This is a genomic window from Achromobacter sp. SLBN-14 (assembly GCF_006715415.1).
GTDB lineage: Bacteria > Pseudomonadota > Gammaproteobacteria > Burkholderiales > Burkholderiaceae_B > Achromobacter > Achromobacter mucicolens.
This window is the reverse complement of record NZ_VFNE01000001.1, coordinates 678948-693198: the sequence shown is the minus strand read 5'-3', so window position 1 is coordinate 693198 and position 14251 is coordinate 678948. Positions and strand designations below refer to the sequence as shown.

The 14251-nt window shown below is 64.7% G+C and carries 17 protein-coding genes and 1 tRNA gene; 12 read left to right on the top strand and 6 right to left on the bottom strand.

All coding sequences use genetic code 11. The features are described 5' to 3' along the window. Nucleotides 1-105: 105 nt before the first annotated feature. Both FBY20_RS03165 and FBY20_RS03160 read left to right on the top strand, forming a co-directional pair. On the top strand, nucleotides 106-351 hold the full coding sequence (locus FBY20_RS03165; RefSeq protein WP_056322490.1) for a hypothetical protein: 246 nt from the start codon (nucleotides 106-108) through the stop codon (nucleotides 349-351). A 184-nt stretch (nucleotides 352-535) separates the two neighbouring features. Continuing rightward, nucleotides 536-808: a hypothetical protein gene (locus tag FBY20_RS03160; RefSeq protein WP_142049977.1), complete on the top strand. Its 273-nt coding sequence runs from the start codon at nucleotides 536-538 to the stop codon at nucleotides 806-808. Between the two features lie 10 nt (nucleotides 809-818). Here the strand turns inward: FBY20_RS03160 and FBY20_RS03155 are convergent, their stop codons facing one another. Further along, nucleotides 819-1382, bottom strand: a complete 564-nt coding sequence (locus FBY20_RS03155) for a DedA family protein (protein ID WP_142049974.1) — start codon at nucleotides 1380-1382, stop codon at nucleotides 819-821. After that, on the bottom strand, nucleotides 1379-2818 hold the full coding sequence (locus tag FBY20_RS03150; protein WP_142049971.1) for a PLP-dependent aminotransferase family protein: 1440 nt from the start codon (nucleotides 2816-2818) through the stop codon (nucleotides 1379-1381). Before FBY20_RS03150 ends, FBY20_RS03155 begins: the two co-directional genes overlap by 4 nt. A gap of 235 nt (nucleotides 2819-3053) precedes the next feature. Between FBY20_RS03150 and FBY20_RS03145 the strand changes: the two genes are divergently transcribed. The 4 genes from FBY20_RS03145 to FBY20_RS03130 all read left to right on the top strand — a co-directional run bounded on the left by FBY20_RS03145 (nucleotide 3054) and on the right by FBY20_RS03130 (nucleotide 5566). Continuing rightward, nucleotides 3054-3368 (top strand): hypothetical protein, encoded by a 315-nt coding sequence (locus FBY20_RS03145; RefSeq protein WP_255452219.1) that lies wholly within the window; start codon nucleotides 3054-3056, stop codon nucleotides 3366-3368. 20 nt (nucleotides 3369-3388) lie between these two features. Further along, nucleotides 3389-3465 (top strand) — tRNA-Met (locus FBY20_RS03140). Between the two features lie 224 nt (nucleotides 3466-3689). Continuing rightward, entirely contained in the window at nucleotides 3690-4034 is a 345-nt protein-coding gene (locus FBY20_RS03135) for a hypothetical protein (protein WP_056322501.1), read from the top strand. A gap of 296 nt (nucleotides 4035-4330) precedes the next feature. Then, entirely contained in the window at nucleotides 4331-5566 is a 1236-nt protein-coding gene (locus tag FBY20_RS03130; protein WP_142049965.1) for a TIGR03862 family flavoprotein, read from the top strand. Nucleotides 5567-5603: 37 nt separating this feature from the next. Here the strand turns inward: FBY20_RS03130 and FBY20_RS03125 are convergent, their stop codons facing one another. Next, the gene (locus FBY20_RS03125) at nucleotides 5604-6008 is read right to left on the bottom strand and encodes a hypothetical protein (protein WP_142049962.1); all 405 of its coding nucleotides are present in this window, start codon (nucleotides 6006-6008) and stop codon (nucleotides 5604-5606) included. Between the two features lie 73 nt (nucleotides 6009-6081). Further along, nucleotides 6082-6432, bottom strand: coding sequence for a hypothetical protein (locus FBY20_RS03120; RefSeq protein ID WP_056322508.1), 351 nt, complete (start codon nucleotides 6430-6432; stop codon nucleotides 6082-6084). A gap of 190 nt (nucleotides 6433-6622) precedes the next feature. Here FBY20_RS03120 and FBY20_RS03115 point away from each other — a divergent pair, with 190 nt between their 5' ends. The 5 genes from FBY20_RS03115 (at nucleotide 6623) to FBY20_RS03095 (ending at nucleotide 10686) form a co-directional block, all read left to right on the top strand. Beyond that, nucleotides 6623-6757 carry an entericidin A/B family lipoprotein gene (locus FBY20_RS03115; protein WP_056322511.1) on the top strand — a complete coding sequence of 45 codons (135 nt, stop codon included), beginning with the start codon at nucleotides 6623-6625 and terminating at the stop codon, nucleotides 6755-6757. A 133-nt stretch (nucleotides 6758-6890) separates the two neighbouring features. Then, entirely contained in the window at nucleotides 6891-7322 is a 432-nt protein-coding gene (locus tag FBY20_RS03110; RefSeq protein WP_142049959.1) for a BPTD_2524 family lipoprotein, read from the top strand. 3 nt (nucleotides 7323-7325) lie between these two features. Next, nucleotides 7326-7736 (top strand): hypothetical protein, encoded by a 411-nt coding sequence (locus tag FBY20_RS03105; RefSeq protein ID WP_142049956.1) that lies wholly within the window; start codon nucleotides 7326-7328, stop codon nucleotides 7734-7736. A gap of 98 nt (nucleotides 7737-7834) precedes the next feature. Further along, nucleotides 7835-9127, top strand: coding sequence for an aspartate carbamoyltransferase (locus FBY20_RS03100; RefSeq protein ID WP_056322519.1), 1293 nt, complete (start codon nucleotides 7835-7837; stop codon nucleotides 9125-9127). A 125-nt stretch (nucleotides 9128-9252) separates the two neighbouring features. Then, the gene (locus tag FBY20_RS03095; RefSeq protein WP_142049953.1) at nucleotides 9253-10686 is read left to right on the top strand and encodes a diguanylate cyclase; all 1434 of its coding nucleotides are present in this window, start codon (nucleotides 9253-9255) and stop codon (nucleotides 10684-10686) included. A gap of 54 nt (nucleotides 10687-10740) precedes the next feature. Here the strand turns inward: FBY20_RS03095 and FBY20_RS03090 are convergent, their stop codons facing one another. Then, nucleotides 10741-11640 carry a recombination-associated protein RdgC gene (locus FBY20_RS03090; protein WP_142049950.1) on the bottom strand — a complete coding sequence of 300 codons (900 nt, stop codon included), beginning with the start codon at nucleotides 11638-11640 and terminating at the stop codon, nucleotides 10741-10743. 151 nt (nucleotides 11641-11791) lie between these two features. Here FBY20_RS03090 and FBY20_RS03085 point away from each other — a divergent pair, with 151 nt between their 5' ends. Next, nucleotides 11792-12001: a hypothetical protein gene (locus FBY20_RS03085; RefSeq protein WP_142049947.1), complete on the top strand. Its 210-nt coding sequence runs from the start codon at nucleotides 11792-11794 to the stop codon at nucleotides 11999-12001. A gap of 405 nt (nucleotides 12002-12406) precedes the next feature. On the opposite strand, the gene FBY20_RS03080 is transcribed toward FBY20_RS03085, so the two are convergent. After that, nucleotides 12407-14068 carry an MFS transporter gene (locus FBY20_RS03080; protein ID WP_062838486.1) on the bottom strand — a complete coding sequence of 554 codons (1662 nt, stop codon included), beginning with the start codon at nucleotides 14066-14068 and terminating at the stop codon, nucleotides 12407-12409. Nucleotides 14069-14251 lie beyond the last annotated feature (183 nt).

The following is a 14251-nucleotide window of genomic DNA, read 5'->3' as shown; positions in this document are numbered from 1 at the left end:
TTGCCTAGCCGCGGCAGGGGGTACGCCACGTGCGGCCCCGGCTCGACGCGCGCGGGCGCCATGCTAGGATTTGCGCCAAATTTCATTGCCAGGAGGCTTTACATCATGGATATCCAGGAACAGATCGCCGTCGTCGTGCACACCATCTCGCATCAGGGCGGCCGCATCGATGCGCTCAATGCCACGCTGCTGTCGGTGCTGCAATTGGTGAAGAGTTCGCCGGGGCTGCGCGAGGCCATCGAGGCGCAGCTCGAACAGAACTATTCCAGCCTGCTTGCGCGCTCGGAGAACCCGCAATACGTCGCGGGTTTCGAAAGCGTGCGCGACATGGTCGTGACTGCCTTGAAGTGATGTGCGCGGCGGCAGTTACCCACAAGTTCTGTGGACAAGCCTTGGGATAGTGCGGGCATAGATGCCCAAACTCCTTTAATTACAACGGCTTGCGCGGAGCGGTCAAAAGCGGCTCCCTGGCGCATGCGCGGTGCGCAGCCGGACTGCTGCCACGACGGGCCAAGCCCGGGTAATATGCGGCCCCATGCGGAATCAGTATTCATTGGAAGGCCGGAGCCACGCCCTCGCGGCGCGCGTTTCGGAAGCGGCAAAGCTGGCGGCGTTCGACCCCGGCAAGCTTTCCCCAGAGGCGAGGGAAAGCTGGGAGCGCATGGGCCACGGCTTCAAGGCGTGGCACGACTTCGACCAGCGCCACCCGATCCTGCGCCGCCTTGCGCGGCTGCCGGTCATCGGCGCCCTGTACCGCAAGGCGCGCCGCCGCCATGTGCAGCGGGCTAGCGGCACGCTGGTCTTCTGAGCGCCGGCCGCTATCCGCGGCGGCGCGCATGAAGCCGGTAGGCCAGCCACACCAGCACGCCTAGCGCCGCCGCGACGGCCAGCTTGGTTTCCACGCCGTGCAGGCGGCCTAGCAGCGCCTCGATCGTCCGTCCGAACACGAAGCCCAGCAAACTGAAGCAGACCGCCCAGATCATGGCCGCGATGGCATTCAACACCAGGTAGCGCAGGGCCGGCACCTTGGATATGCCGAGCGCCACGGGGCCGACCGTGCGCAAGCCATACAGAAAGCGCAGCGCCAGGATGAAACCGTTGGGATACCGGTCGATGGCCGACAGCGCCCTGTGGAACGCCGGCTTGGCGCGGATGCGCTGCACGTAGCGGTGGTCCCGGTAGCGGCGTCCCACGTAGAACAGCACCTGATCTGCCATGAACGAGCCAGCGAACGCGCAGAGCGTGACGTAGGGCAGGTGGAACAGTCCCTGGTGCGCCAGGAAGCCCGCAAACACCACCACGCTTTCGCCTTCCAGGAAGGTTCCGCCCAGCACGGCCCACAGGCCGTAGTCCGCGATGAATTGATGCAGTGCCGCGTTCATCCTGTCCTTTCTTCAACGATGCGCGCGAGCGCCACCAGTGCGTGTGAGACTTCCGGGGTGATGCGTTGCCCGCAACTGATACGCAGGAAGTGGTCGTAGCGGGTGCCATTCGAAAACATGGCGCCGGGCGCCACGCGTATGCCTTGCCGCAATCCGGTCTCGAAGACGTCCATGCCGGACACGCCCGCGGGCATTTCCACCCAGAGCAGCATGCCGCCTTGCGGCACGCTCAGCCGCGTGCCGCGCGGGAAGTGCGCGGCGATGGCCTCGGCGGTCAGGTCGCGCTGTGTCTTTAACTCGCGGCGCAGCCGGGCCAGGTGGCGGTCGTAGGCGCGCGAGCCCATGAACTCCGCCACAGCGATCTGCGCCAGCGGTTCGTTGGGGCGGCTTTGCGCGAACTTGAGCATGGCGATTCGGGCTTTCCAGCGGCCGCCCAGTAGCCAGCCCAGCCGCATGCCCGGCGCCAGCGTCTTGTGCATCGAAGAGCAATAGATGACGTTGCCGGTGGCATCCCAGGATTTGGCGGCCGCCAGCGGCGTGTCGTCGTCGGTCAGGGCGCCGTAGGTGTCGTCCTCGATGAGCGGCACCTGCTGGCGCTCGCACAGGGCCACCAGCCGCGCCTTGTGCGCGTCGGGCATCACGCAGCCCAACGGATTCTGGAAGTTCGGCACCACAACCACGGCGCGGATGTTGCCGTGGGTCTGGAAGGCCAGGTCCAAGGCTTCGATCGACAACCCATGCTGCGGGCTAGTGGGGATCTCGAGCGCGCGCATTCCCAGGCTTTCCAGGATCTGCAGCAAGCCAAAGTAGGCGGGCGACTCCACCGCGATGGTGTCCCCGGGCCGGGCGACGGCGCGCAGCGCCAGATTCAGGGCTTCGATGCACCCATGCGTGACGATGACATCGTCCGGCGTCGCGTTGATGCCATTGGCCAGCGCCCGGCGGGCCAGCACCCCGCGCAGGTCGGGATGCCCTTGAGGCGGCACCGGGCTGACCAGCACCTCGGGCGATTGCCGCAGCGCCCGCGTCATTGCCTGCTTGAGCGCCTCCATGGGATATGCCTGCGGCACGGCCGCAGCCAGGGCGAAGTTGGCGCTGACAGGATGGGCCTCGCACTTGGCGATGAAGTCCGAGACGCGATCGTGGATGCCGACATACTGCGCCGCGCCGAGCGTCTGGCGGATGTCCGGCTCGGACACGGGTGGAATGCTGTTGCGCCGGGGTTTGAGAACAAAATAGCCGGAGCGGGGGCGGGCCTCGATCAGGCCATCGTCCTCGAGTTGGCGGCAGGCCTGCAGGGCCGTGGACAGGCTGACATGATGCGTGCGCACCAGCGTGCGGACGGACGGCATGCGCTGCGCGGGGGCAAGCACGCCGGTCTGGATGGCGCGCCGGTAGTGGTTGGCCAGGCGAAGGTACAGCGGTTGGGGTTCCATGCGCCGATCTTGCTCCCCTGCGTTGGGCCGTGGGTAGGCACAGATGAGGGCAAAGTACACCATAACAGCGACAAAATCGAGCCTCTGCATCGGTACAGAAAGCCGATTTGTGTGGCTGTTGCGCAAAGCAGGGCGCGCGTAGCCTGTCATGGTGCTTCTGGAGACCATCATGACGCCGCAATCTACCCCCGACTTCCCAGGCCAGCGCCTGGATCTTCCCGCCGGCGCCAGCCGGATGTTCGTGCTGCGCGCAGGCGCCGCCGTCGTCTGCATCGAAGGCAGCGTGCGCGTCGAGGAGGGCGCAAACGGCCTGGAAGCCGCGAACGGTCTGCATCGCGTCGTTCCGGTTCGCCTGAACGCAGGGGAGGTTCACGGCGTGACCTACGGGGGCGCGGTACGCGTGATCGCGCTGGGCGGCGCACAGGTGATATGCCTGGATGCCGAAGGCCGTTTGCCTTCGGTCCTGCGCCGCGCAGCCGGCTTTTTTCATCGTTTCGTGTCGAAAAATGGAAACATTCGCCTGGGTGCGCTGCACAAGATTTCAAAATGATGTATGATTCACACATCAGACGCGGGGTGGAGCAGTCTGGCAGCTCGTCGGGCTCATAACCCGAAGGTCGTAGGTTCAAATCCTGCCCCCGCAACCAGTTTCAAGCAGTACCCGGTCTTGCAAGCGGCGCGTTTTACATGCCCCGGCAAGTCCACAGCAAAAAAGCCGCGACGCCGTCGCGGCTTTTTTTCGTCTGCCGATTGCGCTGGGTCATGCCGCGCGTGCGTTCGGAGTTTCCCCGATAGCCGCGCCCGGACACGGCCGCGCACCCTGCGCTACCATGGGTCACGCGCGCTACATTGCCGCACAAAAGGAGTGTCCATGGGAACCGCAAAATACGATCATCCCGGCTACGTTGCTGATACGGGCGCTGAGGGCAAGTACCACGTGGGCATCTGGTGCCCGCACGGGTATCCCGCCCACATCCATATCGGCCGTCCGGCCGACCGCGGCGATCCCCATGCATTGCTGAGACTGCGCATTCCCGACGGCGTCTTCCAGTCGCTGCCGGACGACCCCGAAACCCTGTGCCGCCGCGCGTTGGGGCAGGCGCTGGATGCCGGGCTGCTGCGCACGGTCGCCGTCGATGGCGAGTACCAGGAACTGCGTTTCCAGCTGGATGCCGAGCCCTGGTCCGGCCCGATGCAGGCGGCCGAGCGCGCCTGATTCTTGTCTGAATCGCCGCGGCAGTTACCCACAGGGATTGTGGGAAACCCTTGGGATAGCTGCTGCGTATATGCAATTTCTCTAGCAAAAACATGGGTTTGGCGTCGGCGGTCAAGAAGTGGCCGCCGTTGCGCTTTCCGGGCAGTCAAAGCGGGCGATCCCGCTGCCAGCCGGCGCAGCCATGAGACAATCTGCGTCCCCACGGCCCGACGTCCGAACGTCATCTTCGTCCCGGTTTTCTCCCGCATGCGTTCCGCTTTTCCCCTTCCGCGTCCTGTCACCAAGGCGACGGCGCCATGAGCCTGTCCGCCAAACGCGTTGCCATCATCGGGGGCGGCCCGGCCGGCCTGATGGCCGCTGAAAAGCTGAGCGAAGCGGGGGCGCAGGTCGACGTGTTCGACGCCATGCCCTCGGTGGGGCGCAAATTCCTGATGGCGGGACGGGGCGGCCTGAACTTGACGCACAGCGAGCCCGCCGAGCCCTTTCTTGCCCGCTACGGCGATCGCGCCCCTGTCGTGCAGCCGTGGCTGCAGAAGATGGGCGCCGCCGCGCTGCGTGAGTGGGCTCACGCGTTGGGCATCCAGACCTTCGTGGGTTCATCGGGCCGGGTGTTTCCCCAGGAGATGAAGGCCGCGCCGCTTTTGCGCGCCTGGCTCGCCCGGCTGCGCGGACAGGGCGTGCGCTTTCACATGCGGCACCGCTGGCTCGGCTGGCGCGGCGGCAAGCCCGGTGTGGACGCGTTGTGCTTTGAGACGCCCGCCGGCCAGACGCAGCATGCGGCGGATGCCGTCGTGCTGGCGCTGGGCGGCGGCAGCTGGGCCAAGCTGGGATCCGATGGCGCCTGGGTGCCGGATCTCCAGTCGCACGGTGTGCCGGTTGCGGCATTACGGCCCGCCAATTGCGGGTTCGACGTCGCATGGTCCGATCACTTCCGCAGCCGTTTTGCCGGTCAGCCCGTCAAGTCGGTGTCCATGGCCTGCGGCGGACTTCGCCGCCAGGGCGAGTTCGTCGTATCGGAAACCGGGATCGAAGGCAGCCTCGTCTATGCCTTGTCGGCCCCCCTGCGGGACCGGATCGACACCGACGGCAGCGCCGTGGCCTTGCTGGACCTTGCGCCGGACTGGCCTCACGAGAAGGTGATGGCTGCAGTGACGCATCCGCGCGGGGCGCGCTCCATGTCGAGCCACTTGCAAAGCCGCCTGGGGCTGACGGGCGTGAAGGCGGGCTTGCTCAGAGAGTGCGCCAGTGCCGACGACTTCAAGGATCCGGAGCGGCTCGGCCAGCGAATCAAGGCCTTGCCCTTGACGCTCCTGCGGCCTCGTCCGATCGACGAAGCGATCAGCACCGCAGGCGGGGTGGCATTCGACGGGTTGACGGACGGGCTGATGCTGAAAGCGGTGCCCGGCGTTTTCTGCGTGGGGGAAATGCTGGATTGGGAAGCGCCGACAGGTGGCTACCTGTTGACGGCCTGCATGGCCAGCGGCGTGGCCGGCGCGGCGGGCGTCCTGGAATTCCTGAATCCGCAATCCTGACCCGGCAGTCCTCTGCGGACTGCCTGGCCAGCGGCGATCAGGAGCCCGTCGTGTGCGGGGCCATGCCGACCGGCGCGCGAGGCGCCAGATCGCCGACCACGTGGCCAACCACGGGCGGGCCGCCCTCGGGCTGCGAGATGATACCGATCACGCGGGTGATGGCGCTGGCGGGAATGGCCGTGCCGTGCGCGGGATCCTGCACCAGTTGCCAGATCGTGGCGTTGCCCATGCCGGTGTCGCCTTCGGTCAGGTCCAGGTTGTCCAGGCAGTTACGCGCAAAGGAAGACCAATCGGAAGCATTGCAGGGCAGGCCATGAGACGTGGCGAGCCGGGCCAGGGCCAGCGGCGCGTCGGCCTGGCTGGCGGCATGCTGAGCGGCGGTGCCCAGCGTCACGTCCAGGGAAAGCAGGCGGAGAAACTCAACAACGTTGTCCGTGCTCATCTTGTGGTCTCCTTCCTTTGGGGGCTGCTCTGTTCGATCGCCGGGGGCGCCAGTTTCCGGGGAGTCATCCCGGTCACTGTCCCAGCATCGACACCAGCGACTGCTTCAGACGCGGCGAAAAAATCGGCACCGTGTGCGATACGCCGCTGCGGTCGATGCCTTCCTTGAGTTGGACTGACTGCCCCTGGAATATATCCGGGGCAGCGGAAATTTCGTTGTACCGCGCCAGCAGCTCATTGACCTGGGCCTGCGCGTCTGCCAGCGTGCTGCTGTCAGCCAGCTTGCCCGCGGCATGCGCCTGCAAAATGCGATGCAGATCGTCGATGAACAGCGCCAATGCGGCCTGCCCACGGCATTGAGGCTGTTGCCAGCCCCAGCCTTGCGGACCGGCGCCAGCGGGTTGCGATGCTTGTGTCTTCGTCATGTGCGCATCCTAATCCATTGGCGGCAAATACGCGACAGCCGAGAATGCCTCGCAAATGTCACCGGCGCGTAAGGGTGGTGACGGTTTCTTGGCAGTGTTGTTACAGGTGGCGCGCTCGTGTCACGCAAAAAACGGGGCCTTTGAGGTATGCTGGGTTTCGTTTTTTCCATGCCCAGACAGGAGATGTCTTATGAAGAACAGAGTCTTTCTCGTCATGATGCTTTCGATTGCTGCGCTGACGGCCGGGTGCAACACCGTCGCCGGGGCCGGCAAGGATATCCAGCGAGGCGGGGAAAAGATCGAGGGGGCCGCGGAAAAGCGGTAGTGCGTCTGGTTCGCCGCCGTTCGGGCGGCGCAAGGCCACGCCAGAAGTGCCACGAGATTGGCATTTCCAGCGTGGCCTTTTTGCTGCCGCTGGCATAATCGCGGAAGTCCGAATAGCAATGGCGGGAAGAATCATGCGCAAGTCTGTATGGGTGGGTGTCGCGTTGGCGGCTACGTTGGCCGGATGCGCCAGCACCGGCGTCTACGAGTCGGAAACCGCAAAGAAAGAGACCTTCAGCGTCGACACCAATTACCAGGCGGCCTTCCGCCGCGCCGGCGAATACGTGCGCACCTGCCACACGCAGGTCAGCCATCCGTACGGCGTCTCTTATGCCTGGCGCCACACGCTGGGCCAGAAGGGCGCGCCGGACGAGATCCAGCTCTACAAGGTCGGTCAGTCCGCGACGGTGCTGGAATTGATTTCCGCGGAACCCGCAGGCCCTGCCAACGCCAAGGTGACCGTGACGGTCCTGGGCGAGGGCCGGTGGGACGAAGCCGAAATCGCGGCGGCGCGCAAGTCGATCCAGAGCGCGACGCCGATCTGCCGTAGCGCCAGCGGCGGCTGATACATGGATCCCCGCGCCCAGCAGATCCGTGCCAATGGCCTGTCGTTCGCGCTGCTGGCAGGCGCGTTCCGGTTCCTGGGGTGGCTGAACGGCGCGGCCGCCCTCGTCCTGGTGGGTTTTTCGCTAGGCATCGTGGGCGGGGACATTGCCGCGCCCGATCTCCAGATTCCCCTCATCCTTTTTCTGGGCGGCCTCATGCTGGCTTGCCTGGGTGTGGCGTTTGCCTACCTTGCGCAGGTCAGCCTGTTGCGGCAAGGCTACAACGGCCATCTGACGCGCGGTCATTGGCCCGCGCAGTTGCTGGCGCTACTTTGCTATGTGGCCAGCGCGGTGGCATTCTGCGGCGCCTGCTGGTTTGCGGCGGCGCAGGCAGTGACGGACACCCCAAAGGCGGCGGCTTACGCACAGCGTTAAAACGCGGGTAAACCCGTATGCGCAAAAATATTGGACTTGTGTAGACGTACGGAATAATATGCGCACTGCGTATATAACTCCTCTTCTTGGGGCCCGTCATGAGCATCTCCCAGCAAGCCTTTCTGCGCGACGCCATGCGCCGCCTCAACCTCACCCGCGACGTGTTCGCCACCCGCATCGGCGTCAAACGCCGCGCGCTGGACACCTGGCTGTTGCCTGAAGGCTCGCAGGAGTTCCGAGCCATGCCGGAAGTGGTGCAGCGGTTCGTCAGCGAAATCGTGCAAAACGGCGTGCTGCTCGAAAAATATACGCAAAGCGTACAAGACGGCCCCTTGCGTGACCGCATTGCCGTCGAAGGCAAGAATCAGCTCCTGTCGGTGGACCAATTCACCCGCGATTCCGTCGAAGACCTGTTCCGCGTCGCCGACATGATGCAGCCCATCGCGCGCCGCCAGAAGGTGTCGCGAGTGCTGGAAGGCGCCGTGCTGGGCAACCTGTTCTTCGAGGCCAGCACCCGCACCCGCGTGAGCTTCGGATCCGCGTTCTGCCGCCTGGGCGGGTCGGTGTGCGACACGACCGGCTTCACGTTTTCATCGATGGCCAAGGGCGAATCCATCTACGACACCAGCCGCGTCATGAGCGGCTACGTCGACGCGATGGTCATTCGCCATCCCGACCAGGGTTCGGTCGCGGAATTTGCGCGTGCGACGAACATTCCCGTGGTCAACGGCGGTGATGGCCCCGGCGAGCACCCCAGCCAGGCGCTGCTGGATCTGTACACGATCCTGACCGAGTTCTCGCGCCTGGGCAAACTGCTGGACGGCGCGCACATCGCCATGGTCGGCGACCTGAAGTATGGCCGCACCGTGCACTCGCTCATCAAGCTGATGGCGCTGTACAAGAACGTGAAGTTCTCGCTGATCTCGCCCAAGGGCCTGGAGATGCCGACCTACATCGTCGAGCAGGCCAGCCGCAACGGCAACATCATCGAGCAGAAGTCCTCGCTGGCCGAGGGCCTGGCGGGCGCCGACGTCATCTACGCGACGCGCGTGCAGAAAGAGCGTTTCGCCAACGAAGAAAACGAAGGCTATACGCCCGACTTCCAGGTCAACCGCGCCATCATCGACGCCTACTGCAGCCCCGAGACAATCGTGATGCACCCGCTGCCGCGCGACAGCCGTCCGGGCGCCAACGACCTGAGCGTGGATCTGAACCACGATCCGCGTCTGGCGATCTTCCGCCAGACCGACAACGGCATTCCCATCCGCATGGCGATCTTCGCGGTGCTGCTGGGCGTCGAAGGCCTGGTGCAGCATTCGCTGCGCGACGTGACGTGGCAACATCCGTCGCACGTCGGTCCCGACGATTCGGTCTTCCACGGCCTGGATTGAGGCCAGACGCCCGTGGCGGCGCCGCGAAAGCGGTCCCGCCACGGGGAATTCAAGCATAATCCGCGCTGGTTTTACGGGCGAGTGCCGCTATCAGGCGCGCACGCCGTTCTTGGGCGGATGATCTTATGTCTTCGAGCAGTTCCGATGTTCCTCCTGCCGCGGCCGCCGCCGATGCAGCCAGCGGCCAGGCGTGCTACCTGAGCGCCTCCAATGCGCAGGCCTGGGAAGCGGTCTATCAATCGGTCGAGGCCAATACGCGCGGCCAGGTTGCGGCGCTGGTGTCCGACCATGCCGCGCAACTGGTGGATGCCTTCTATTCCACCTTGCTTGCCGATGCCGAAGCCGGCCCGCGGCTCTCTCACGAAATCGTCTCCACCCGCCTGCACCGCGGCATGACGCATTGGCTGAAAGGCCTGCTCTGCGTGCGCGAGCAAGGCGATATCGACGTGCTGATGGCCACGCAGAAGAAGGTCGGCGAGGTTCACGCGCGCGTCCATATCCCGATCCATCTGGTGATGGCCGGCGCCCGCATTCTGAAGAACGAAATCGCGCAGCGCCTGCGCGCCGGCGGCCTGGAAGGCCAGGCGGCGTCCGTGGCAACGCAGTACGTGTGCAATCTGTTCGACCTGGCCATCGAACAGATGAGCCGCGCGTTCATGCGCGACATCAATCGGGGCGCCCGCAACGACGAGGCCTATCGCCTCTTTGCGTTGGGCCAGAACATTTCGACCGAACGCGAGCGGCAACGCGCCGCCTTGCTGGAATGGAGCCAGGCGGTGCTGATCGGCCTGCATTACCGCACCCCGGAGCAGGCGCTGCCGCGGCTGGCCGCCTCGGAGTTCGGACTCTGGCTGCAGCACAAGGGCGCGGTGCTGTTCGAAAGCGCGCCGGCGCTGCGGCAGATCGTCGAGGCCGTGGCGCGGCTGGATGACACGGTGCTGCCGGGGATGATGCAAAGCGCCAGTCAGGCGCCGGAATCGCTGCCCAATCAGGTGCGCGAACTGCAGGAGCTGGTTGCGCGCATCAAGCATCTGCTCAACGGCCTCTTTGACATGGTGGCCGAGATCGAAAGCGGCAGCGATCCGCTGACCAACGTGCTCAACCGGCGTTTCCTGCCGTCCGTCATCGGCCGCGAGATCTCGCTGGCGCAGCGTCAGCGGTCAAGCTTTTCGGTGCTGTTGCTGGACATCGATCACTTCAAGGCCATCAACGATGCGCACGGCCACGCGGGCGGGGACCAGATCCTGCGCCAGTTTGCCGAAGTCGTGCACCAGACCTGTCGATCCAGCGACTTCGTGTTCCGCTATGGCGGCGAGGAGTTTCTTGTCGTGCTGGTGGACACGGGGCCGGGCGCTGCGTTGGCCGCCGCCGAAAAGCTCAACGCCGAGATTCGCCGGCATCGCTTCGTGATCGCCGAGTCCGGCGCGATGCATGTGACAGCCAGCATCGGCGTGGCGTCCTTCGACGGCCATCCCGACTACGCCTACCTGATCGATCGCGCCGACAAGGCGCTGTACAAGGCCAAGCAGGCGGGCCGCGACCGCAGCGTCGAGGCATGAAAAAGGGCCGCTCGACAAGAGCGGCCCCTGGTGTTGCTGCCGGTTAAAGGCGGCTTAGATCTCCTTTTCGCCGCCCAGCGCTTCGACCAGTTCGGCCATCATCTTGGCCAGTTCGCCGGTCATCAGCATCATGTCGGAATCAAACTTTTCGTCGTCGTTTGCGGCCACGCCTTCGTTGCCTTCCTTCAGCACGTCCAGCGGCGCCACGCGCTTGACGTCCAGGCCTTCGGTCAGGACGAACGACACGCGGTCGGCCCACGTCATGGCCAGGCGGGTGCACTGCTTGCCCGACTGGATGTGACGGCGCACGTCGTCAGCGTCGATGGAGTGCTTTACGTAGCGGATCGCGGCGCCGCTTTCACCGGACGAGCGCAGTTCGGTGTCCTGGTCGATGGTGAAGTTGGTGGGCGCTTCGTCCTCGGCCAGCCAGCCGGTCATGGCGGAGGCCGGCGATTGGGCGACGTACAGGTTTTCCAGCGGGAAGGGATCGACGCACTTGGCGAGCAGGCCGATGACTTCGTCGGCCTTGGCCGAAGCGGCCGCGTCAATGACGAGCCAGTTGTTCTTCGGGTCGATCCACACGCGCGTGTCGCGATAGACGCTGAAGGCGCGCGGCAGGAGCTCGTCCGTGACGCGCTCCTTGATTTCCTTCATCTGCTTGCGGCCAGGCTTGTAGCCTTGCTGCTCTTCGATTTCCTGGGCGCGCGCCTTGGCGACCTGGTTGATGACCGTGCCCGGCAAGAGCTTCTTTTCAGCGCGCAGGCTGAGCAGGATCTGGCCGTTCACTTCGTGGGCCAGGCCGCCGTTCTCGCGCGGGGGCACCCAGCCCAGGCTTTGCATTTCGAGGTTGTTGCCGGTCTGGTAGGCATGGCGCGCCAGCGTTTCTTCAAGCTGCTCGCCGGTCAGGGTCCAGGGCGAGGAGAGGCGGTAAATCTTGAGATTCTTGAACCACATGAGCGTCGGCCAAAAGTGTTGATTCTATACGACGCGGCGGCTTTGCCGAAGGGGGGCAGGCACGCTGGCAACAGGCGACACGTTCTGTCACTGACAGGGGGCAGCCTATCCGGTAATGTGCCGCGCACCAACGTGAGATTGGAGTGAAAAGATGAAAATCATTGGCGCGATCCTCATTGTCCTGGGCGTGGTTGCCCTGGCCTATAAGGGCTTTAGCTACAAGTCCGAAGAAACGGTTCTGCAGATCGGATCTGTGAAGGCCACGGCGGAAACCGAGAAGTCGGTGCCCATCCCGACGTGGGCAGGCATTGCCGCGGTCGTGGCGGGTGTGGTCGCCATCGGCGTGGGCATGCGTCGTTGATATGAGCCGGCCGCAAGGCCGGCCGTGCAGCATGAAGAGGGCGGTCGCGCTGCGTCCGCCCTTTGTCTTTTGCGGGCCGCCGCCGAGATTTCCGAGGCCACGGTTTTGCCGCCGCAAAAAAAGCGGCCCGGCTCAATAAAGAGTCGGGCCGGTACGGGAGCACGCAATGCCGCGTCATAAAAGGCTCGCGGGGAACGCGGCATTGGTGTCAGATCAGCAGCCCTGCAATCGTCTGACAGGGGGATCAATCGTCAGGCAATCTTGCGCAAGGCCGTAATCTGAGCGCTCAGTCTACTGGCGCAGGTCTGACATGGTCCTGAAAGAGCGGAACAAAAAAAAAGCTCCGCGAGGAGCTTTTGAAAGGCCGGGCAGGCGCAGCAGTCCCGCCCGGCGGGGGATGGTTTGTCAGGCGTTGATGTCGTTGTCCTTGGATTCGCGCACGAAGAGCGTGCCGACCACCAGGGTCATGACGGCGATGATGATCGGATACCACAGGCCGTCGTAGATGTTGCCGGTCGCCGCGACCACGGCGAATGCGACCGGAGGCAGGAAGCCGCCGAACCAGCCGTTGCCGATGTGGTAGGGCAGGCTCATCGACGTGTAGCGGATGCGCGTCGGGAACATCTCCACCAGCATGGCGGCGATCGGACCGTAGACCATGGTCACGTACAGCACCAGGATCGTCAGCAGCACCACGACCATCACGGTGTTGGTCTGGGCCGGATCGGCCTTGGCCGGGTAGCCGTGGCTGCGGATCGAGGCGGTCAGCGTCTTGTCGAGTTCGGCGACCTTGGCCTTGAACTCGGCCGGCGCAAGCGAACGGCCGTCGAACGAGGTGAACTCTTCATTGCCGATCTTGACGCGGGCCACGGAACCGGCCGGAGCCGCTTCGTTGCGGTAGTTCACCGAGTTGCGGGCCATGAACGACTTGATCACGTCGCAAGAGCTGGTGAACGAGGCCGTGCCCACGGGATTGAACTGGAACGAGCAGGTGCTCGGATCCGCGATCACCGTGACCGGGGCGGTGGCTTGCGCCTTTTCAAGCGCCGGGTTGGCGAAGTGGGTCAGGCCCTGGAAGATCGGGAAGTAGGTCGCCGCGGCGATCAGGCAGCCCGCCATGATGATGGGTTTGCGGCCGATCCTGTCCGACAGCGCGCCGAAGATCACGAAGAAGGGCGTGCCGATCAAGAGGGCGATGGCGATCAGGATGTTGGCGGTGTTGGCGTCGACCTTCAGCGTCTGCGTCAGGAAGAACAGCGCGTAGAACTGGCCCGTGTACCAGACCACGGCCTGGCCGGCGGTCAGGCCCAGCAGCGCCAGCAGCACGACCTTCAGGTTCTTCCATTGGCCGAACGATTCGGCGATCGGCGCCTTCGAACCCTTGCCTTCTTCCTTCATGCGCTTGAAGGTGGGGGATTCATTCAGCTGCAGCCGGATCCAGACCGAGATGCCCAGCAGCACCACCGAGATCAGGAACGGAATGCGCCAGCCCCAGGCCTTGAAGTCGTCTTCGCCCATGAACGTGCGGATGCCCAGGATGACCAGCAGCGACAGGAACAGGCCCAGCGTCGCGGTAGTTTGAATCCAGGACGTGTAGAAGCCGCGGCGGCCGTGCGGGGCGTGTTCGGCGACGTAGGTCGCCGCGCCGCCGTATTCACCGCCCAGCGCCAGGCCTTGCAAGAGGCGCAGGACGATCAGGATGGCGGGAGCGGCCAGGCCGATGCTGGCGTAGCTGGGCAGGATGCCGACCAGGAACGTCGACAGGCCCATGATCACGATCGTGACCAGGAAGGTGTATTTGCGACCGACCAGGTCGCCCAGGCGGCCGAACACCAGCGCGCCGAACGGCCGCACCGCGAAACCCGCCGCGAAGGCCAGCAGCGCGAAGATGAAGCCCGCGGTCGGGTTCACGCCGGAAAAGAAGTGTTGGGCAATGATGGCTGCGAGCGAGCCATACAGGTAAAAGTCATACCACTCGAACACCGTGCCGAGCGAAGACGCGAAGATGACCTTGCGCTCCTCCTTGGTCATCGGACGCGGATCCGCGGATGGACCGCGGCCTGCCATGGTAGTTGTGCTCATGATGTCTCCTCGTTTTTAGGCCGGCGGTTTTCCGCCGTGCTTGACCCTCCGCCGGCGCGACCGACATCGAGCTAAGCGTCACATTGGGGCGCGACGCTGACGAGGTTCTGACGGGACCCTTACTTGAATCTTAAAATTGAAACAAATGGTAACCGCCACGGGGGGAGG